The organism is Enterobacter sp. 302C9, assembly GCF_034106085.1.
GTDB classification, from domain to species: domain Bacteria; phylum Pseudomonadota; class Gammaproteobacteria; order Enterobacterales; family Enterobacteriaceae; genus Enterobacter; species Enterobacter asburiae_B.
This window is the reverse complement of the sequence record NZ_JAWNBW010000001.1, coordinates 625974-647037: the sequence shown is the minus strand read 5'-3', so window position 1 is coordinate 647037 and position 21064 is coordinate 625974. Positions and strand designations below refer to the sequence as shown.

Below are 21064 nucleotides of genomic sequence, written 5' to 3'. Positions count from 1 at the left end.
CCAGAACCGCGTAAGCGTTTATTTCACCAACGCAATCAGTTCCTTGAGCAAACGTTCCGGCTGCTCGCCGCTGAGTTCAGCGTCAACCGGCAGATACCACCAGTTTTCTTTCGCGAAGGCACGGCATTTCACCGCATCTTTTTCGGTCATAATCAGCGACTGCCCGGGTACGGTCAGGGCGTCGACCTGCCCTTCCACCAGCGCCTGGTGGTCGGCCAGCGGAACGCGTTTTTCCAGCCGGGCACCACAGTGTTCCAGCGTCGCGAAGAAGCGCGGCGGATGGCCAATCCCCGCCATCGCCACCGGTGAAGGCAGCTCAGCAACTGACCGGCGCTCACCCGTCACCAGGTTGATCGCCAGGCCTGGCTGCAGGTACATCGGGATTTCACCCGCTTTTGCCTCACCACCGTTCACAATCACCGCATCAACGGACTTAAGGCGCGAAGCGCGTTCGCGCATGGGCCCGGCCGGCAGCCACCAGCCGTTACCGAAGCGGCGAACCCCGTCGATGACCACAATCTCTTTATCACGCGCCAGGGCGTAATGCTGCAGGCCATCGTCAGTGATAATGATTTGTACCGCGTGTTCGGCAAGCAGTGCCTGAACGGCGTCGCTGCGCACCGGGGAGACCGCAACCGGCGCGCCGGTACGCTGGAAAATCAATACCGGCTCATCACCCGCTTCGGCAGTTGTGGTTTCCGCCGTCAGCAGCAGTGGATAACGCGCCGCTTTACCGCCATATCCGCGCGATACCACCCCCGGGCGGATACCGCGTTTTTGCAATTGCTCCACCAGCCAGATCACCACCGGCGTTTTACCGTTGCCGCCCGCCGTAAGATTACCGACCACCACCACCGGAACCGGCGCGCGCCAGGCACGCTTCAGCCCGAGACGGTAAAGCAGACGAATTGTGCCGCTCACCAGGCCGTATAGCCAGGAGAGCGGCAAAAGCAGCAGCCACAGCGGAGATTCACCGGACCAGATGCGTGCAATCATTCGCCAAACTGCATCTTATGAAGCTGGGCGTAAACGCCGCGGTGTTCCAGCAAATCAGCATGGCTTCCGCGTTCAACAATGATACCGTCCTCAACCACGACGATTTCGTCAGCCTGCTCGATAGTCGACAGACGGTGCGCAATCACCAGCGAGGTACGGTTCTTTTGCAGCTCATCCAGCGCAGACTGAATAGCGCGTTCAGATTCCGTATCCAGCGCGGAGGTCGCTTCGTCCAGAATCAGGATCGGGCTGTCGCGCAGCAGCGCACGCGCAATGGCGATACGCTGACGCTGACCGCCGGAGAGCAGTACCCCGTTCTCACCGATTATCGTATCCAGGCCGTTATCCATCTTGTTGATAAAGTCCATTGCGTAGGCCATACGCGCGGCGTTCTCAATCTGCTCACGGCTGTATTCATCCGTGCGCGCATACGCAATGTTGTTAGCCACAGTATCGTTGAACAGGTGCACGTTCTGGGAAACCAGCGCCACCTGGTTACGCAGCGACTGCAGGGTATACTCCCGCAGATCATGACCGTCCAGGAGGATCTCACCTTCGTTAATATCGTAGAAACGGGTGATCAGGCTGGCAATGGTCGATTTACCCGAGCCGGAACGGCCTACCAGCGCCACGGTTTTACCCGCCGGAATGGACAGGTTGATATTACGCAGCGCCGGCGTTTCACGTCCAGGATAGGCGAAAGTGACATTGCGGAATTCAACGTCACCACGGGCGCGCTCAATCTCGCGAGTACCTTCATCTTTTTCCTGTTCGGAATCCAGAATACTGAACAGCGTCTGACAGGCGGCCATCCCGCGCTGGAACTGGGCGTTCACGTTCGTCAGGGATTTCAGCGGACGCATCAGGGCGATCATTGAGGAGAAGACCACGGTGATAGTACCCGCCGTCAGCGTCTCCATCACGCTTGGGAAGCTTGCGGCATACAGGACGAATGCCAGCGCCAGTGACGCAATCAGCTGAATAATCGGGTCAGAGATGGAAGAGGCCGAGACCATTTTCATCCCCTGCAGACGCATTTTATTGCTGACTTTATCGAAGCGTTTGGTTTCGACGTCCTGACCGCCAAAAATCAGAACTTCTTTATGCCCTTTCAGCATCTGTTCCGCGCTGGTCGTCACCTGCCCCATCGTGTTCTGCATATTCTTACTGATATTGCGGAAGCGCTTTGAGACGACGCGGATAGCAATAGAAACTATCGGCGCCAGAACGATAAGGATGATCGACAGCTGCCAGCTGTAATAGAACATCATCGCGAAGAGGCCGATGATTGACGCACCCTCACGCACAACGGTGATCAGCGCGCTTGAGGACGAGGAGGCAACCTGCTCTGAGTCGTAAGTAATACGGGACAGCAGCGTCCCGGTAGACTGCTTGTCAAAGAACGAGACCGGCATGCCCATCATGTGGCTGAACAGGCGACGGCGCATGGTCATCACCACTTTCCCTGATACCCAGGAAATACAGTAGCTGGAGATATAGCTGGTGATGCCGCGTAAGATCATCAGTCCGATAACCACCAGAGGCATCCATAGCAACACTGAGCGATCCGTTTTACCAAAACCGTCGTCCAGTAACGGTTTGAGAAGCGATAGCATAAAAGTATCGCTGGCTGCGTTGAGGATTAACGCTACTCCCGCCACGATCAGGCCTGTTTTAAAGGGCGCAATCATCGGCCAGAGTCGGCGGAAGGTTTGCCACGTGGAGAGATCTTTGTCGTTATGCATTCAAAAAACCAGCATTCGTTGAAATAGCCGCATATTCTACCCGTTATCGACGGGCTCGCCAAACCACTGATGATACCAAACGGGTAAAAATTGCTCTCGCAAGCGCCGGATTTGCCAGTGATGTTGCGAGAATGTCACCGATATTTGTCCAGAATGAGGGGTATCGTGCCAGATGTACCCCTCTTTTCGATAGCGTCGGACAACTTTTGCCGACGGGAATCGCCATGCGTTATAGCGGGCCGCTGAATCCAGGGCGATCTGACCTTCCACCCGCTGCACCAGCGGCAATGAAGAGGAAGTATTGCTGCCATGATGGGGCACCTGTATAAGCGTAGACGTCAGATAACGCCAGTAATGGCTAAGCATAGCCTGTTCCGCTTGCGCTTCAATGTCCCCCGTTAGCAGAACGCTCTGCTCACCGTCGTCCACCTTTACCACGCAGGAATGGTTGTTTCCCTGCGCCGGGTAATTTTCGGGGGGCCAGTGGACGGTGAAGGAGAGTCCCTGCCATTTCCATCTCTGCCCGCGAAAACAGGGGCGATGCCCCGCCTGGCGCAATGGGCTTCTTACCCACGCTTCAGGCCACGCTTTTTGCAACGATGCGAGTCCTCCCGCATGGTCGAGGTGCTCATGACTGAGAATAACGCCTTCAGGCCGCAGGTGATGCCAGCGAAGCCACGGGATAATCAACCGCTGCGCGCTATCCCCGCCCGGCCAGGCGAGCCCGGTATCATAGAGAATGGCTTTCCCCTGCCGTTCAATGACCATCGCCAGCCCCTGCCCCACATCCAGCATATGCAGCGTCCAGCTCTCGCTTTTTTCCGTTCGCCAGAGAGGAAATGTTAGTAAGACACTTCCTGCCAGACAAACGGCTGGAAGGGTTTTCCAGGCACGAAAGCGCCAGCCGATGATGATAAGCCAGGGCAGTAATGTCATGTACTCCCAGCGTTGGTCGACATTTTGCCAGCCGTCAGGCAGGCGCATGAGGAGCCAGAACAGCCCCGCAAGTGACTTATCGGCTGCGAACCATACGACGCTTTCCAGTGCCGCCAGCGGTAGGAGATGAAGCAGCATACCGAGCAGGATCAGCGGCACGGAGACAAACGTCACCAGGGGAACGGCAAAGAGATTCGCGACCAGAGAAGAAATGCTGAAGCCATGGAAAATCAGGACCTGTAGCGGCATCAGCAGCATCAACATACCCACCTGCAGATAGATCAGGTTCAGCAGCGGCCGTAGACGTCGTGCCCTGCGCCAGCCAGGAAGAGGTAGCCACTGAAACCAGAAAATCAGCGCGGCGACGGCAAATGCAGACAAGAGCAGACTCTGCGAGAGTATGGCTAAGGGATCGCTTATCAGGATTGCCGCGATACAGCAAACCCACACCTGCCAGGGAGACCATTGTCGGGCAGCGATCCGCAACATTGCAAGCACAGCAAGCGCGATGACCGTTCGTAGCGCAGGAGGCTGCAGACCGGTAAGCCAGGCGTAGAAAGCGGCAAAGCATAACCCGGCCAGAAGAGGCATTTGCCAGTGGATCCGGTGGCTGGGTAATAAAAACTGGAGCCCACGTGCGAGTAACCAGGCGAGGGATGCCGCCAGCGCGATATGCAGTCCCGAAATCGCCATCAGATGCAGCGTCCCGGTTTCGCGCATCAGGTCTTGTATTTCCCGAGGCATATCCAGACGTTCACCCATTCCCAGTCCGAGGATAACCGCCCCCCATCGGTAAGCAGAAAGGCGGTTTTGCAGTGACATGAGATATTGCGCTCGCAGGCTGCAGCGTCCATCAACGAGTTCCGCACGGGTGAAACGCCCGCTCAGCGTTTGATGGCGGGCAAAAGCGCTGCGCTGAGAATCATAACCGCCGTCGTTCAGCTCGCCGTGGGCAGGCCTGAGCCTGAGCGTCATGGTCCAGCGCTGACCGGCACACGCTTTCTGTGGCAGATAATTGCCATACAGCGTTATGCCGGTAGAGGCCCACCAGCGCTTGCCATCAACGCTAAGAATGTTTCCCTGATGCTGCGTTGCGCCATCTGTGGCGGCGATCGCTACCTCAGCCTGCACTGCCCCCGTGGTTAAATGCTGCATCGGCCAGACGCTCTCCTTCGCAGCCAGAATACCCCACACGCAACATAACAGCGTGATACCCGCATACTTCAGTCGTACGTTTCGCCGTGCGGCCAGCACGATCCCGCCAACAATCATTATCCACACGGTATGACGTGATGGCAGTTCAGGTAACCAGAGTAACGGGGCTATCGCCAGAATGGCGCAGATACTAAGCGCGGGAATTCCCATTGCTACCTCCCTGTTTCAGAGGGGCAGTATGTAATCAGGTAGAAGGAATTGTCAGATGGTAAGAATGCGTTTTACAGCGCGCGCTGTGCTGTTTTTATCGGTTTGCAGAAAACGAAACGGAAAATGCGGGGTATCTTCAGAATGAAAGCGACAGAGACAAAAAAAGCACCCGCAGGTGCTTTCTTTCGAACCCAGTTTAACCGACTGGCTAAACTCAGTTGCCGTAAATATTGGCGCGATCGCGCAGTTCTTTACCCGGCTTAAAGTGTGGAACGTATTTACCTTCCAGCTCGACTTTATCGCCAGTTTTCGGGTTACGCCCGGTACGTGGAGCACGATAGTGCAGAGAAAAACTACCGAAACCGCGGATTTCAATGCGCTCGCCCTGGGCAAGAGTGGAGGCCATATGCTCCAGCATCTCTTTTACGGCATCTTCCACTGCCTTGGCAGGGATATGCGGTTGCTGACTGGCAAGTCTTTCAATCAATTCTGACTTGGTCATGATTCCTCCGGTTCCTTTCAAACCAATTAGCTGAACAGCTCATTAAACAAGGGCGGCCGTAGCCGCCCTTTGTTATTGATTACAGGACGAATCCTGCAATCTGTCAAGTTTGCTCCTCATCCTTCACGCTGTAAATGCGTTACAGCGCAAATGATGCTGAGAACCTGATATTACTCGCCTTTAGCTGCTTTGAAAGCTTCAGCCATTGCGTTGTTAGAGAAGTTTGCATCTTCCTGTTTGTTAACAGTTGCGATTGCATCTTTCTCATCAGCTTCGTCTTTAGCACGAACAGACAGGCTGATTGCACGGTTCTTACGGTCAACACCGGTGAACTTAGCTTCAACGTCGTCGCCTACGTTCAGAACCAGAGTGGCATCTTCAACGCGGTCACGTGAAGCTTCAGAAGCGCGCAGGTAACCTTCAACGCCGTCAGCCAGTTCTACGGTTGCGCCTTTAGCGTCAACTGCAGTCACTTTACCGTTTACGATTGCGCCTTTCTTGTTCAGTGCAACCCAGTTGTTGAACGGATCTTCTGCGAGCTGTTTAACGCCCAGGGAGATACGCTCACGCTCTGCGTCAACCTGCAGAACAACTGCAGCGATTTCGTCGCCTTTTTTGTATTCACGAACTGCTTCTTCGCCTGCAACGTTCCAGGAGATGTCAGACAGGTGAACCAGGCCATCGATGCCGCCGTCCAGGCCGATGAAGATACCGAAGTCAGTGATAGACTTGATTTTACCTTCAACACGGTCGCCCTTGTTGTGGGTTTCCGCGAACTGCTGCCATGGGTTGTTTTTGCACTGTTTCAGGCCCAGGGAGATACGACGACGTTCTTCGTCGATATCCAGAACCATCACTTCCACTACATCACCAACGTTAACAACTTTGGATGGGTGGATGTTTTTGTTGGTCCAGTCCATTTCGGAAACGTGCACCAGACCTTCAACGCCTTCTTCGATTTCAACGAAGCAGCCGTAGTCAGTCAGGTTGGTTACGCGACCAGTCAGTTTAGTACCTTCTGGGTAACGCTTAGCGATAGCTACCCATGGATCTTCGCCCAGCTGTTTCAGGCCGAGGGATACACGAGTACGCTCGCGGTCGAACTTCAGCACTTTAACAGTGATTTCGTCGCCCACGTTCACGATTTCGCTTGGGTGCTTAACGCGTTTCCACGCCATGTCGGTGATGTGCAGCAGGCCATCAACGCCGCCCAGGTCAACGAATGCGCCGTAGTCAGTGAGGTTCTTAACGATACCTTTGACTTCCATGCCTTCCTGCAGGTTTTCCAGCAGCTGATCGCGTTCTGCGCTGTTTTCGGATTCGATAACGGCACGACGGGAAACAACAACGTTGTTACGCTTCTGGTCCAGCTTGATTACTTTGAATTCAAGCTCTTTGCCTTCCAGGTGCAGAGTGTCACGAACTGGACGAACGTCTACCAGAGAACCTGGCAGGAACGCACGAATACCATTCAGCTCAACAGTGAAGCCACCTTTAACTTTGCCGTTGATAACACCGACCACAGTTTCAGCTTCTTCGTAAGCTTTTTCCAGCGTGATCCATGCTTCGTGACGTTTAGCTTTCTCACGAGAAAGCAGGGTTTCACCGAAGCCGTCTTCTACTGCGTCCAGAGCAACGTCAACTTCGTCACCTACCTGGATTTCCAGCTCGCCCTGGGCGTTTTTGAACTGCTCTGCCGGAATGGCGGACTCAGATTTCAGACCGGCGTCAACCAGTACTACGTCTTTGTCGATAGCAACAACAACACCGCGAACGATGGAACCCGGGCGGGTTTCGATTGTTTTTAAGGATTCTTCAAACAGTTGAGCAAAAGATTCAGTCATGTTTAATCTTCAGGTTAATATTAACGTCCACCTGGCTCCGTGCCGGATGGGGTTGTTTCACATACCCGCCGTCAATCCCTTGCAGCGGGGGTACTGCTAAATCGGTCGCGATTACGCGAGTGCCAGTTTTTGGCGCGCATATTGTAGCGCTTTTTCAATCACTTGCTCAATAGTTAAACTGGTTGAATCCAGAACTAATGCATCTTCTGCAGGAACAAGTGGGGCGACGGCGCGGTTACGATCGCGATCATCGCGCTCTTTTATCTCGTATAAAAGGCGATCAAAGTTAACACTAAACCCCTTTTCCTGCAACTGAAGCATGCGGCGTTGAGCACGTTCTTCCGAAGAGGCGTCAAGGAAAATTTTCACTGGCGCATCAGGGAATACCACCGTTCCCATATCGCGTCCGTCAGCGATCAGCCCCGGGGCTTCACGGAACGCGCGCTGACGACGTAACAGCGCCTCGCGAACGCGCGGGAACGCCGCGACCTGAGAGGCCGCATTAGCCACTTCCTGCGTACGGATTTCGCCGCTCACGTCTTCCCCTTCAAGGATGACTTCCAGGTTGCCATCGGTCGATACGAAACGCACATCCAGATGCGCAGCCAGCGGAACCAGCGCTTCTTCAGACGCGACATCCACATGGTGATGCAGCGCGGCCAGCGCCAACACGCGATAGATTGCTCCCGAATCTAAAAGATGCCATTGCAATGCTTCCGCCATCGCTTTGCACAGAGTACCTTTCCCTGCGCCACTCGGCCCATCAATGGTGATTACCGGGGCAACTGCCGTCATCTTTTTCTCCTTAAATAAGGCATACCGTTTACATGAACGCCGCGCATTATACGCGCCAACGTGCGCAACTGTTACCTTTGCGTGCAAATTACGGAATGATTGAAGCAGAGTGTAGAAGAAATGAGCGGAGGTGTTCGTAATGAAGCGTAAGGAAATGCCGCATCGGGCGATGCGGCAATACGTTATCAGGCCAGCGTGCTAATGCGTGCCAGCTGTTCGAAGTAGTCCGGGAAGGTTTTCGCGGTACATTTCGGGTCAAGAATCGTTACAGGCGTATCTGACAGCGCCACCAGCGAGAAGCACATCGCCATGCGGTGATCGTTGTAGGTGCCGATTTCCGCAAACTGCAGTTTTGCCGGAGGGGTCACGCGAATGTAGTCTTCGCCCTCTTCCACCTCGGCACCGACTTTTCGCAGCTCTGTCGCCATTGCGAACAGGCGGTCCGTCTCTTTTACGCGCCAGTTGTAGATATTACGCAGCGTGGTCGTGCCTTTGGCAAACAGCGCCGCCGTGGCAATGGTCATCGCCGCATCCGGGATATGGTTCATGTCCATGTCGATGGCGTTCAGCTCGCCGTGGGTACAGGAGATGAAGTCATCGCCCCAGGTGACAATGGCACCCATTTTTTCCAGCACGTCCGCAAAACGGATGTCGCCCTGCACGCTGTTACGGCCAATACCGGTCACTTTTACCGTGCCGCCTTTAATCGCCCCCGCAGCCAGGAAGTAAGACGCGGATGACGCATCCCCTTCAACCAGGTAGTTGCCCGGAGACTGGTACTGCTGCGCCCCGCGCACCACGAAGCGCTGATAAGACTGATTTTCCACCTCAACGCCGAAGGTTTTCATCAGGTGCAGCGTGATATCAATGTACGGTTTGGAGACCAGCTCACCTTTAATGGTGATAACCGTATCCTGCGGTGCCAGCGGCGCGGTCATCAGCAGTGCCGTCAGGAACTGGCTGGAAACGCTGCCGTCAACCTCGACGTTACCGCCGGTAAAACCGCCGCGCAGACGCAGTGGCGGATAGTTTTCCTGCTCCAGATACTCAATCTGCGCGCCGCCCTGACGCAGGGCGTCCACCAGGTGACCAATCGGACGCTCCTTCATGCGCGGCTCGCCGGTCAGCACGATGTTGTTGCTCCCCAGGCACAGGGCCGCCGCCAGCGGGCGCATCGCGGTACCCGCGTTGCCCAGAAACAGCTCAAGCTCTTCGCCCGAACGCAGCGCGCCGCCGTTGCCGGTCACTTCGCAGCGGGTACGATCGTCGGAGAGAGTGTAATGAACGCCCAACGCTTTCAGCGCATTGAGCATATGGCGCACGTCATCGCTGTCCAGCAGGTTTGTGAGGACGGTGGTGCCGTTTGCCAGAGCTGCCAGCAGCAGAGCGCGGTTCGAGACACTTTTTGAACCAGGCAGATTAATGGTGCCATCTACCCGCGCGATAGGTTGTAACGTCAGGGATTCCATGAAAACTAAACTCTCAACTCAACATAATAAAAACCCCGCAGGGACGCTGCGGGGGTGAAAAACAGCAAATTAACCGTGACGACGTTCGAAGTCGATCATGAAATCCGTCAGGGCTTTAACGCCTTCCAGCGGCATCGCGTTATAGATGGAGGCACGCATGCCGCCAACGACACGGTGGCCTTTGAGCGCATGCAGGCCTGCCGCGAAGGACTCTTCCAGGAACATTTTGTCCAGGCTGCTGTCCGCCAGCTGGAACGGCACGTTCATGCGGGAACGGTTCGCTTTCGCCACATCGTTGCGGTAGAAATCGCTCTTGTCGATCACGCCATACAGCAGTTCAGCTTTCTGCTGATTGACCTTGTCCATCTGCGCCACGCCGCCGTTTTGCTTCAGCCATTTGAAGACCAGGCCGGAGAGATACCAGGCAAACGTTGGTGGCGTATTGAACATCGAATCGTTATTGTTCAGCACGGTGTAATCGAGAATCGACGGGCAGGATTTATGCGCTTTACCCAGCAGGTCCTCACGCACGACGACGATAGTCAAACCGGCCGGGCCGATATTTTTCTGCGCGCCCGCATAGATAACGCCGTAGCGGCTGACATCAATTGGCGCAGACAGAATGGTGGAGGAGAAGTCGGCGGCAACCACGACATCGCTGCCGAAGTTTGGCGTCTCGTCGATGGCAATCCCGTCAATGGTTTCGTTCGGGCAGTAGTGCAGATACGCTGCGTTATCGGAAAGCTGCCACTCGCTCATTGGCTTCACGGCGCGCAGACCGTCAACGGTCACTTTGGCGTCGATAACATTCGGCGTGCAGTATTTATGCGCTTCTTTAACCGCGCTTGCCGCCCAGTAACCTGCGTCAACGTAGTCAGCCGTCGTTTTATCACCGAGAATATTCAGCGGAACGCCTGCAAACTGGCCGCGTCCACCGCCGTGACAGAACAATACTTTGTAGTTCGAGGGAATATTCAGCAGATCGCGAAAATCCTTTTCTGCCTCTTCCGCCACCTGAATAAACTCTTTACCACGGTGGCTGATTTCCATCACCGACGTACCGAGACCGTTCCAGTCACAGAGTTCCTGTTGAGCCTGTTTAAGCACGTCTGCCGGTAACATTGCCGGACCTGAACTGAAATTAAAGACTTGAGCCATTTCCCCTCACCACGCTAAAAGCCATAAGTTATAACTGTGGATATCGGTTTTATCATTCAGTGACACGCGCCGCAATGTCTAAAACTTATGACCCGCGAAATGTGCCCCGCGTCACACAAAACAATCTGCCGCCTCGCCAGGACAAAACCGACAAAATGGCTGTCAGGTGATGCGTTTGGCCCGGCTAACCTTCGTCCATTCCGGATTTGCACAGCGGGGGCATAATTGACGATCCCCCGGCTGCATCGCGACAACATGGCTACATCTTACGCAAGCATACTCGCCTGATTCCGGTACCGTTCTGAAACGCTCAATGAGCATATCCGGCAGGATACACAGTCCCGGCTTCACCTCGTCGTCAGAATAGTAATAGACGCTGATCTGCCCGTTGGTTTCCATGATCGCCAGACGCACCTGCCCGAGCTGTTCAACGCTGTTCAGGCGAAGCTCCATAAAGAACTCAAACTCGGTCATATTGGCGCTTTGTACATTTTCCCAGGCCAGCTGTCCGTCCTCGACGATAACGACCGGCTTCCCTTCAAGCAGATCTTCCAGCTTTTCGCTTTTCGACATCAGCCACATGACAAGACGGTAAAGTAGCGCCAGTGAGACAAAAACGATAAACACCGGCACCATCGGCACGTCGTCATAAAAGGCGACGTCACCCGCCGCCGAGCCCAGCGTCAGGATGATCAACACCTCAAAGAGCGACATCTGCCGCACGCCTCGGCGGCCGGTGATTTTAAGAAACAGGAAGACGAGGACGAAGGTATACAGGCTGCGCAGCGCCACTTCGCCCAGAAATTCAGGAGGAACTTTATCAAACGCCATCCGCTGGAGATCAAATGCTTTCATTTTTCTATGCCTTAACAGTCAGTTACTGCCACTAAGCATAGCCCAGCCTTTTATTTTCGCCGAAGATAGCACCCGTCACGCAAAACCCGTATCATTGCGCGCTTTACGTACGATAAAAGTGAACGCCATGACTCAAACGTTTATCCCCGGCAAAGACGCCGCTCTGGAAGATTCCATCGCTCGCTTCCAACAGAAACTGACCGACCTGGGTTTTAACATCGAAGAAGCCTCCTGGCTCAATCCGGTACCTCACGTCTGGTCCGTGCATATTCGCGATAAAGACTGTGCCCTGTGCTTTACCAACGGTAAAGGCGCGACAAAAAAAGCGGCACTGGCCTCTGCGCTGGGTGAGTATTTTGAGCGTCTGTCCACCAACTATTTCTTCGCTGACTTCTGGCTGGGCGAAACCATCGCTAACGGCCCGTTCGTTCACTATCCAAATGAAAAATGGTTCCCGCTGACCGAAGATGACGAGCTGCCGGAAGGTATTCTCGACGCGCGCCTGCGTGCCTTCTACGATCCAGACAGCGAACTGACCGCCAGCATGCTGATCGATCTGCAGTCCGGAAACGACGATCGCGGTATTTGCGCCCTGCCCTTTACCCGTCAGTCTGACGAGCAGACCGTCTATATCCCGATGAACATCGTCGGCAACCTGTATGTATCCAACGGCATGTCCGCCGGTAACACCCGCAATGAAGCGCGCGTGCAGGGTCTGTCTGAAGTCTTCGAGCGTCACATCAAAAACCGCATTATTGCCGAATCCATCAGCCTGCCTGAAATTCCGGCAGACGTGCTGGCGCGCTACCCGGGCGTAGTGGAGTCCATCGCCAAGCTGGAAGCCGAAGGTTTCCCAATCTTTGCCTATGACGGCTCGCTGGGCGGTAAGTATCCGGTTATCTGCGTCGTGCTGTTTAACCCGACCAACGGTACCTGCTTCGCCTCATTCGGCGCGCACCCTGACTTCGGCGTGGCGCTGGAGCGTACCGTTACCGAGCTGCTGCAGGGCCGTAGCCTGAAAGATCTCGACGTCTTCACCCCGCCAACGTTTGACGATGAAGAAGTGGCCGAGCATACCAACCTTGAAACCCATTTCATCGACTCCAGCGGTTTAATTTCCTGGGATATGTTCAAGCAGGACGCCGACTATCCGTTCGTGGACTGGAGCTTTGCCGGGACCACGGAAGAAGAGTTCGCCACGCTGATGGCCATCTTCAACGCGGAAGATCGGGAAGTCTACATTGCCGACTACGAACATCTTGGCGTCTACGCGTGCCGCATTATCGTTCCGGGCATGTCCGACATCTACCCGGCTGAAGATCTGTGGCTGGCCAATAACAGCATGGGCGCGCACCTGCGCGAAACGCTGCTGGCTCTGCCGGGCAGCGAGTGGGAGAAAGAAGATTATCTGAACCTGATCGCCCAGCTGGACGAAGAAGGCCACGATGACTTTACCCGCGTACGCGAACTGCTGGGCCTGGCGACCGGTAAAGACAACGGCTGGTATACCCTGCGCATCGGTGAGCTGAAAGCGATGCTGGCCCTGGCGGGTGGCGATTTGGATCAGGCCCTGGCCTGGACCGAGTGGACCATGGAATTCAACCAGTCGGTCTTCTCTGCCGAGCGCACCAATTATTACCGCTGCCTGCAAACCCTGCTGCTGCTGGCCCAGGAAGAGGATCGCGAGCCGCTGCAATACCTGAATGCTTTCGTGCGGATGTACGGAGCTGAGGCCGTAGAAGCAGCCAGTGCAGCCCTGAGCGGCGAAGAGCCGTTCTATGGCCTGCAGGCTGTTGATAGCGATCTGAAAGCCTTCCCGGCGCATCAGTCGCTGCTGAAGGCCTACGAAAAACTGCAGAAAGCAAAAGCCGCTTACTGGTCAAAATAAGCGCACATAACATTACCAGCTGTAGGCGTATTCAATCGTCTGGGCTATATTACGGGGCAATTTCATTGCCCCGTTTTTTATTTTCTTCGGCAATGACTGTTGATTGTAATAATAAAGTTAAACATGGGTAAATATAATAATATTTACCTGGGCTTTACTGTTACTTTTTATGGTAAATACTCCATATTAATTAACTGCGTCAGAGGTGGCTGAACGAAAAAATTCAACTCTTTTCATAACTTTTAAAATTTATTTTTATACGGATAATCAAATACTTACTCCGCATTTGCTGTAAAACCATACACACTGCGGGCCTATAAGCCAGGCGAGATATGATCTATATCAATTTCTCTTCTATAATGCTTTGTTAGTATCTCGTCGCCGACTTAATAAAGAGAGAGTTAGTGTGAAAGCTGACAACCCTTTTGATCTTTTACTCCCTGCTGCGATGGCCAAAGTTGCCGAAGAAGCGGGTGTCTATAAAGCAACGAAACACCCGATGAAGACGTTCTATCTGGCGATCACGGCTGGTGTGTTCATCTCTATCGCTTTCGTCTTCTACATCACCGCCACCACCGGTACTGCCGGAATGCCTTTCGGCATGGCCAAACTGATTGGCGGCATTTGCTTCTCACTGGGTCTGATTCTCTGCGTCATCTGCGGCGCCGACCTGTTCACCTCAACGGTGCTGATTGTCGTGGCAAAGGCCAGCGGAAGAATTACCTGGGGTCAGCTGGCACGCAACTGGCTTAACGTCTACGTGGGTAACCTGGTTGGCTGTCTGCTCTTTGTTTTGTTGATGTGGCTTTCTGGCGAGTACATGACCGCCAACGGTGGCTGGGGCCTTAACGTCCTGCAAACCGCCGACCACAAAATGCACCACACATTTATCGAAGCCGTTGCTCTCGGCATCCTCGCTAACCTGATGGTCTGCCTGGCTGTATGGATGAGCTACTCGGGTCGTAGCCTGATGGACAAAGCCTTAATTATGGTTCTGCCGGTTGCGATGTTTGTTGCCAGCGGCTTTGAGCACAGTATCGCGAATATGTTCATGATCCCAATGGGCATTGTCATCCGCGACTTTGCAAGCCCGGAGTTCTGGACCGCAGTTGGTTCATCCCCGGAAAGTTTCTCTCACCTGACTATTATGAATTTCATTACTGATAACCTGATCCCTGTCACTATCGGGAACATTATCGGTGGGGGTCTGTTAGTTGGGTTGACATACTGGGTCATTTACCTGCGTGGCGACGATCATCATTGATGGTTTTCTCAGGCAGTAAATAAAAAATCCACTTAAGAAGGTAGGTGTTACATGTCCGAGCTTAATGAAAAGTTAGCCACAGCCTGGGAAGGTTTTGCGAAAGGTGACTGGCAGAATGAAGTAAACGTACGTGACTTCATTCAGAAAAACTATACCCCGTATGAAGGTGACGAATCCTTCCTGGCTGGCGCAACTGACGCGACCACCAAGCTGTGGGACAGCGTAATGGAAGGCGTTAAACTGGAAAACCGCACTCACGCGCCAGTTGATTTTGACACCTCCGTTGCTTCCACCATCACTTCTCACGATGCTGGCTACATCAACAAAGCCCTTGAGAAAATCGTTGGTCTGCAGACTGAAGCACCACTGAAACGCGCAATCATCCCGTTCGGTGGTATCAAAATGGTTGAAGGTTCCTGCAAAGCGTATAACCGCGAGCTGGACCCAATGCTGAAAAAAATCTTCACCGAATACCGCAAAACCCACAACCAGGGCGTATTCGATGTTTACACCAAAGACATTCTGAACTGCCGTAAATCTGGCGTTCTGACTGGTCTGCCAGATGCGTATGGCCGTGGCCGTATCATCGGTGACTACCGTCGCGTTGCGCTGTACGGTATCGACTTCCTGATGAAAGACAAGTACGCGCAGTTTGTTTCCCTGCAGTCCGATCTGGAAAACGGCGTAAACCTGGAAGCGACTATCCGTCTGCGTGAAGAAATCGCTGAACAGCACCGCGCGCTGGGTCAGATCAAAGAGATGGCAGCAAAATATGGCTGCGATATCTCTGGTCCGGCTACCAACGCTCAGGAAGCTATCCAGTGGACCTACTTCGGCTACCTGGCCGCTGTTAAGTCTCAGAACGGTGCAGCAATGTCCTTTGGTCGCGTATCCACCTTCCTGGATGCGTACATCGAACGCGACATCAAAGCAGGCAAAATCACCGAGCAAGACGCTCAGGAAATGATTGACCACCTGGTCATGAAACTGCGTATGGTTCGCTTCCTGCGTACTCCTGAATACGATGAGCTGTTCTCTGGTGACCCAATCTGGGCAACAGAATCAATCGGTGGTATGGGCGTTGACGGCCGTACTCTGGTAACCAAAAACAGCTTCCGCTTCCTGAACACCCTTTACACCATGGGTCCTTCTCCGGAGCCGAACATCACCGTTCTGTGGTCTGAAAAACTGCCTCTGAACTTCAAGAAATTCGCCGCTAAAGTGTCCATCGATACCTCTTCTCTGCAGTACGAGAACGATGACCTGATGCGTCCGGACTTCAACAACGACGATTACGCTATCGCTTGCTGCGTAAGCCCAATGGTTGTTGGTAAACAAATGCAGTTCTTCGGTGCGCGTGCAAACCTGGCGAAAACCATGCTGTACGCAATCAACGGCGGCGTTGATGAAAAACTGAAAATGCAGGTTGGTCCTAAGTCTGAGCCGATCAAAGGCGACGTTCTGAACTTCGACGAAGTGATGGAACGTATGGATCACTTCATGGACTGGCTGGCTAAACAGTATGTCACTGCGCTGAACGTAATCCACTACATGCACGACAAGTACAGCTACGAAGCCTCTCTGATGGCGCTGCACGACCGTGACGTTATCCGCACCATGGCGTGTGGTATCGCTGGTCTGTCCGTTGCTGCTGACTCCCTGTCTGCAATCAAATATGCGAAAGTTAAACCAATTCGTGACGAAGACGGCCTGGCTGTAGACTTCGAAATCGAAGGTGAATATCCGCAGTTTGGTAACAACGACTCTCGCGTTGATGACATGGCGGTTGACCTGGTAGAACGTTTCATGAAGAAAATTCAGAAACTGACTACTTACCGTAACGCTATCCCGACTCAGTCTGTTCTGACCATCACCTCTAACGTTGTGTATGGTAAGAAAACCGGTAACACCCCAGACGGTCGTCGTGCTGGCGCGCCATTTGGCCCAGGTGCTAACCCAATGCACGGTCGTGACCAGAAAGGTGCGGTTGCCTCTCTGACCTCCGTTGCTAAACTGCCGTTTGCTTACGCGAAAGATGGTATCTCTTATACCTTCTCTATCGTGCCAAACGCGCTGGGTAAAGACGACGAAGTGCGTAAAACTAACCTCGCGGGTCTGATGGATGGTTACTTCCACCACGAAGCGTCCATCGAAGGTGGTCAGCACCTGAACGTGAACGTCATGAACCGTGAAATGCTGCTCGACGCGATGGAACACCCTGAGAAATATCCTCAGCTGACCATCCGCGTATCTGGCTACGCAGTACGTTTTAACTCCCTGACTAAAGAACAGCAGCAGGACGTTATCACCCGTACTTTCACTCAGTCCATGTAACTGGAATTGACTGAAATCACGCGTTAAAAAGCGTACAATAAAGGCTCCACGTCAGTGGGGCCTTTTTAGCACCCTCTCCACCTCAGTCTCTTTTGTCCGCTATCTATACTCTATGGATATCAGCCAAAACAGACTTCAACACAGCCGGCTTTGAGCTGTGCATACTCAGGCCCCGGACGGGCCGATGCTGGAGATATCACCGCAATGTCAATTATTGGTCGCATTCACTCCTTTGAATCCTGTGGCACCGTCGATGGCCCGGGTATCCGTTTCATCACCTTTTTCCAGGGCTGCCTGATGCGCTGCCTGTACTGCCATAACCGTGACACCTGGGATACGCACGGCGGTAAAGAAGTGACCGTTGAAGACTTGATGAAAGAGGTGGTGACCTACCGCCACTTTATGAACGCGTCCGGCGGCGGCGTCACCGCATCCGGCGGTGAAGCCATTCTGCAGGCCGAATTTGTCCGCGACTGGTTCCGCGCCTGCCATAAAGAAGGCATTCATACCTGCCTCGACACCAACGGCTTTGTGCGCCGCTACGATCCGGTTATCGACGAGCTGCTTGAAGTGACCGATCTGGTGATGCTCGATCTTAAACAGATGAACGATGAGATCCACCAGAACCTGGTTGGCGTCTCAAACCACCGCACGCTGGAATTTGCCAAATACATTGCCGATAAAGGCATCAAAACCTGGATCCGCTACGTGGTGGTTCCCGGCTGGTCAGATGATGACGACTCCGCGCACCGCCTGGGGGAATTTACCCGCGACATGGGCAACGTCGAGAAAATCGAGCTTCTGCCCTATCACGAGCTGGGTAAACATAAATGGGTGGCGATGGGCGAAGAGTACAAACTTGATGGCGTGAAGCCGCCAAAAAAAGAGACGATGGAACGCGTCAAAGGTATTCTTGAACAGTACGGCCACAAGGTGATGTATTAAAGAAAAGCCCGGTGAAAACCGGGCCTTTTTATATTCTATTTAAAGACGCCGTTAATAACGGACGTCACAATGGCTGTACTCAGCGCAATTAAGACCAGGTCGTCTCCGACCACGCGCCATTCATAGCCAGGGTAGGAAGGAAGCTGACCCAGCATTGAGGCCGGCACGGTTTTCTTCGCAATGCCCGGAGGCAACGGCTTACCGCGCGCCAGGTTTTTCGCGATACCCGGAGGCAGAGAGTCATAGCCCGTTAAGCCATAATTCAGCGCCAGATGGCGGGCATGATCGAAGCTCACGCGAGCGTCGACATCGTTGCCGACATCTTTACTGCTTTTAAAGCTTTTATCCGATTTTCCTGGGTTATCCTGACCGTTATTTTGCTTATTGCCATGGTTACCAGAATTCCCGTTACCATGATTACCGCCATTACCTTGCCCGCCACCGTTTCCGTGACCACCGCCATTCCCGTTTCCAGGATTAGCCATGACCGGAGCCGTTGCAAACGTTAAAGACAACACTACGGCAAGCGCGGTAGTGGAAAAACGACGAATAGACATGATTGCTGCCTTATAGTGGTAGGACTCACATGAATTATCGCCTGGCGCAATAAACAAACAATAAGTAAAACTCTTAGTTGTGACAGGGACAAAAAAGCCTGTCATCGACAGGCTTTTAATTAATCAGGCATGAGCCACAGGCGTTGGGTGTTCGCCCACTTTGCGCAGCAGCATTAAGAGATAAATAAACGATACGCTGGCGATCATGATAAACAATAAATTATCAGAGTAATTCTGCATCAGCATCGCGGTAAACGTCGGGCCTAATAAGCTGCCGATGGTATAGCTCAGTAACAGCGCCTGGTTCATTGCTACCAGCTGGTGATGTTCAACTTTCTCACAGGCCCAGGCCATCGCGACCGGATAGAGCGTAAAGCCAGCCGCCCCGAGAATAAACAGCGCAGGCGCCATCGCGGCGTTGCTGAGCATGGCAAGGCATCCCATGATGACCACAAAGACCTGAACGCGCAGCACCAGCAGACGGCCGAAACGATCCGCCAGTCGGCCAATCGGCCACTGCCCGACGATCCCCGCACTCACCATGACCGCCATCCAGAAACCAATTCCGGAATCGCTGACGCCCTGATGATTCAGATAAAGCGGCATCAGGCCGTAGAGCGAGCCCAGTACAATCCCCGAGATAATGCAGCCGTTAACGCCAAGACGCGCCTGACGGAGTCTGAGCATCGGCCAGACGTGGGTCGCTTCCTGATGCTCGCTGTTCTGGTTCACAATGCGCGTGAAGAGCAGCGGCAGGATCGCAGCGAGCACCATGCCCGTTACCCACGGCAGAACGCTCATCAGGTCGGTTGGCAGCTTGCTGACCATCAGTTGACCCAGCACGGTGCCGATGTAGTAAACCATCATATAGGCCGCCAGCAGGCGTCCGCGGTTGCGGGAGGTGCCGCTGCACATCAGCGCACTTTCAACCACTACCCAAATCATCGCGCAGCCTACGCCAGCGATAAAGCGCCACGCCATCCAGCTCCAGAAGCCGACCATCAGGCCCAGCCCGGCACACCCGGCGGCGAAAATCAGCGAAGCCAGATAATAGCTGCGATTAAAGCCAAAGCGCTTAATCAGGCTCCCGGTCATTAGCGTACCCAGCAGGTTCCCGGTAAAAAAGGACGAGCTGACCATACCCACCTGCCAGGTCGGTAAGTTTTCATGGGCGAGCCATAGCGGGACGAGCGTATTTAACACTGCGATCGCCAGGGTCAACAGAAGCAGGCCACAAAGCAACAGAAGCACTGGCCGGGTATAGGTGGTCATGGATTAAAAACCGTGAGGAAGTTCAGATTTCGTGCGCATCATGCCACTGGCAAAACCAAAGTCAATCCACTGATTTAGCCGCCTCGCACAATATGTTCCCTGTCGATTTAAAAAACTTATCCTGCTAATGCCACGCCTGCTATAGATATTAATTATGTGTCTGTTTTTATTTATTAATGAGCGAAATTAAAACAAAACGACAGTCGAAAAATTTCATGATCGAAAAAAGAAAAGCCGGGCACTCAGACCCGGCTTGATATAACTCAATGCAACGTTAACTGGCGATAGCCATACCTACGGTCATATGCAACCCGTAGAACACACCGCGGCCAATCAGTTCACCCGCCAGGACCAGCACAAAGGCCAGTGACAGCAACGGCAGCGCGGGCTGATAACCTTTGAGCTGAGGAGCAATCCAGAATACCAACGCCGCGACCAGCAGAACGATGCGCCAGGCCATCAGAGAACCGTAGTCCGGCACCAGGGCAGAAGCCTGCTGGATAGAGCTGTGAATGGTTGCCAGTTCGGCACCCTGCATCAGGGCGACCATCGCACTCACCACCAGCGCCAGCAGCGAAACAGCCGGCAGCAAACGCATTGCCCACCCGTCTACGCCCGCCACGCGCAGCAGCAGGTAGCCCAGCAGCGGCCCGCCGATAAACATCGTCAGGAAGAAGCTCATCGGCGTCCAGACGCTGTACCAGGTTGGAACGGTATCGATGGTGTTATAGACGCGCACCATCATCCACACGAACACCACGCCCAGCACCATGGTCACGATCAGCCACAGGCTGCGCAGACCCGCAGGCAATTTCTTCAAAGCGGCCAGCAGCCAGCCCAGCCCACCGACGGCAAAGAAAATTGCCCCGCTGGCAATCTCGTTACTGAGGGACGATGCCCCAACGCGGTTCAGAGAGTTAAACGCGCGCATCGGCGAACCCAGGTGCAGCGTAGAGGCGATAAAGCCCATTCCCATCAGCACCCACAGGCCAAACATGCTCAACACTAAACGCTGCTGCTGTTCGGCATTGAGATTCCCCTTCAGCAGCGCCAGCGCGAGCACAATGAAACCGCCCGCCACGCACTGGCCAAAGACCGTGAAGATCATCAGCGGCCATTCATGCCATCCACTTCCCATC

Annotated in this window: 16 protein-coding genes; 4 read left to right on the top strand and 12 right to left on the bottom strand. The window is 53.9% G+C overall.

Translation table 11 applies throughout. From position 1 onward, the window contains the following. Positions 1-18: 18 nt before the first annotated feature. The 9 genes from lpxK to UR289_RS03020 form a co-directional block, all read right to left on the bottom strand. Positions 19-996, bottom strand: coding sequence for a tetraacyldisaccharide 4'-kinase (gene lpxK / locus UR289_RS03060; protein WP_069303887.1), 978 nt, complete (start codon positions 994-996; stop codon positions 19-21). After that, a complete protein-coding gene (msbA, locus tag UR289_RS03055; RefSeq protein WP_033145094.1) occupies positions 993-2741 on the bottom strand; it encodes a lipid A ABC transporter ATP-binding protein/permease MsbA in 1749 nt (582 codons plus the stop codon). Before msbA ends, lpxK begins: the two co-directional genes overlap by 4 nt. Before the next feature lie 36 nt (positions 2742-2777). After that, positions 2778-5042, bottom strand: coding sequence for a ComEC family protein (locus UR289_RS03050; RefSeq protein ID WP_320709137.1), 2265 nt, complete (start codon positions 5040-5042; stop codon positions 2778-2780). A gap of 214 nt (positions 5043-5256) precedes the next feature. Continuing rightward, a complete protein-coding gene (ihfB, locus tag UR289_RS03045; RefSeq protein WP_008499965.1) occupies positions 5257-5544 on the bottom strand; it encodes an integration host factor subunit beta in 288 nt (95 codons plus the stop codon). A 170-nt stretch (positions 5545-5714) separates the two neighbouring features. Further along, positions 5715-7388: a 30S ribosomal protein S1 gene (gene rpsA / locus UR289_RS03040; protein ID WP_014169387.1), complete on the bottom strand. Its 1674-nt coding sequence runs from the start codon at positions 7386-7388 to the stop codon at positions 5715-5717. Positions 7389-7499: 111 nt separating this feature from the next. After that, a complete protein-coding gene (gene cmk / locus UR289_RS03035) occupies positions 7500-8183 on the bottom strand; it encodes a (d)CMP kinase (protein WP_320709136.1) in 684 nt (227 codons plus the stop codon). 185 nt (positions 8184-8368) lie between these two features. Beyond that, positions 8369-9652 (bottom strand): 3-phosphoshikimate 1-carboxyvinyltransferase, encoded by a 1284-nt coding sequence (gene aroA / locus UR289_RS03030; RefSeq protein ID WP_033145092.1) that lies wholly within the window; start codon positions 9650-9652, stop codon positions 8369-8371. Positions 9653-9721: 69 nt separating this feature from the next. Beyond that, positions 9722-10810 carry a 3-phosphoserine/phosphohydroxythreonine transaminase gene (gene serC, locus UR289_RS03025; protein ID WP_320709135.1) on the bottom strand — a complete coding sequence of 363 codons (1089 nt, stop codon included), beginning with the start codon at positions 10808-10810 and terminating at the stop codon, positions 9722-9724. Positions 10811-10972: 162 nt separating this feature from the next. Then, positions 10973-11665 (bottom strand): DUF421 domain-containing protein, encoded by a 693-nt coding sequence (locus UR289_RS03020; protein ID WP_023310994.1) that lies wholly within the window; start codon positions 11663-11665, stop codon positions 10973-10975. A 127-nt stretch (positions 11666-11792) separates the two neighbouring features. On the opposite strand from UR289_RS03020, the gene ycaO reads away from it, so the two are divergent. From ycaO to pflA, 4 genes are all read left to right on the top strand, one after another. After that, positions 11793-13553 carry a 30S ribosomal protein S12 methylthiotransferase accessory factor YcaO gene (gene ycaO, locus UR289_RS03015; RefSeq protein WP_087822270.1) on the top strand — a complete coding sequence of 587 codons (1761 nt, stop codon included), beginning with the start codon at positions 11793-11795 and terminating at the stop codon, positions 13551-13553. 406 nt (positions 13554-13959) lie between these two features. Then, positions 13960-14817: a formate transporter FocA gene (focA, locus tag UR289_RS03010; RefSeq protein WP_008499974.1), complete on the top strand. Its 858-nt coding sequence runs from the start codon at positions 13960-13962 to the stop codon at positions 14815-14817. 51 nt (positions 14818-14868) lie between these two features. Next, positions 14869-17151 (top strand): formate C-acetyltransferase, encoded by a 2283-nt coding sequence (gene pflB / locus UR289_RS03005; protein WP_033145088.1) that lies wholly within the window; start codon positions 14869-14871, stop codon positions 17149-17151. Positions 17152-17355: 204 nt separating this feature from the next. Continuing rightward, positions 17356-18096 (top strand): pyruvate formate lyase 1-activating protein, encoded by a 741-nt coding sequence (pflA, locus tag UR289_RS03000; RefSeq protein WP_023310991.1) that lies wholly within the window; start codon positions 17356-17358, stop codon positions 18094-18096. A 35-nt stretch (positions 18097-18131) separates the two neighbouring features. Here pflA and UR289_RS02995 read toward each other — a convergent pair whose 3' ends face one another. From UR289_RS02995 to UR289_RS02985, 3 genes are all read right to left on the bottom strand, one after another. Continuing rightward, positions 18132-18653, bottom strand: coding sequence for an anti-virulence regulator CigR family protein (locus UR289_RS02995; RefSeq protein WP_023310990.1), 522 nt, complete (start codon positions 18651-18653; stop codon positions 18132-18134). A 123-nt stretch (positions 18654-18776) separates the two neighbouring features. Further along, positions 18777-19925 carry an MFS transporter gene (locus UR289_RS02990; RefSeq protein WP_320709134.1) on the bottom strand — a complete coding sequence of 383 codons (1149 nt, stop codon included), beginning with the start codon at positions 19923-19925 and terminating at the stop codon, positions 18777-18779. 274 nt (positions 19926-20199) lie between these two features. Further along, the gene (locus UR289_RS02985) at positions 20200-21063 is read right to left on the bottom strand and encodes a dimethyl sulfoxide reductase anchor subunit family protein (RefSeq protein ID WP_320709133.1); all 864 of its coding nucleotides are present in this window, start codon (positions 21061-21063) and stop codon (positions 20200-20202) included. Position 21064: the final 1 nt, after the last annotated feature.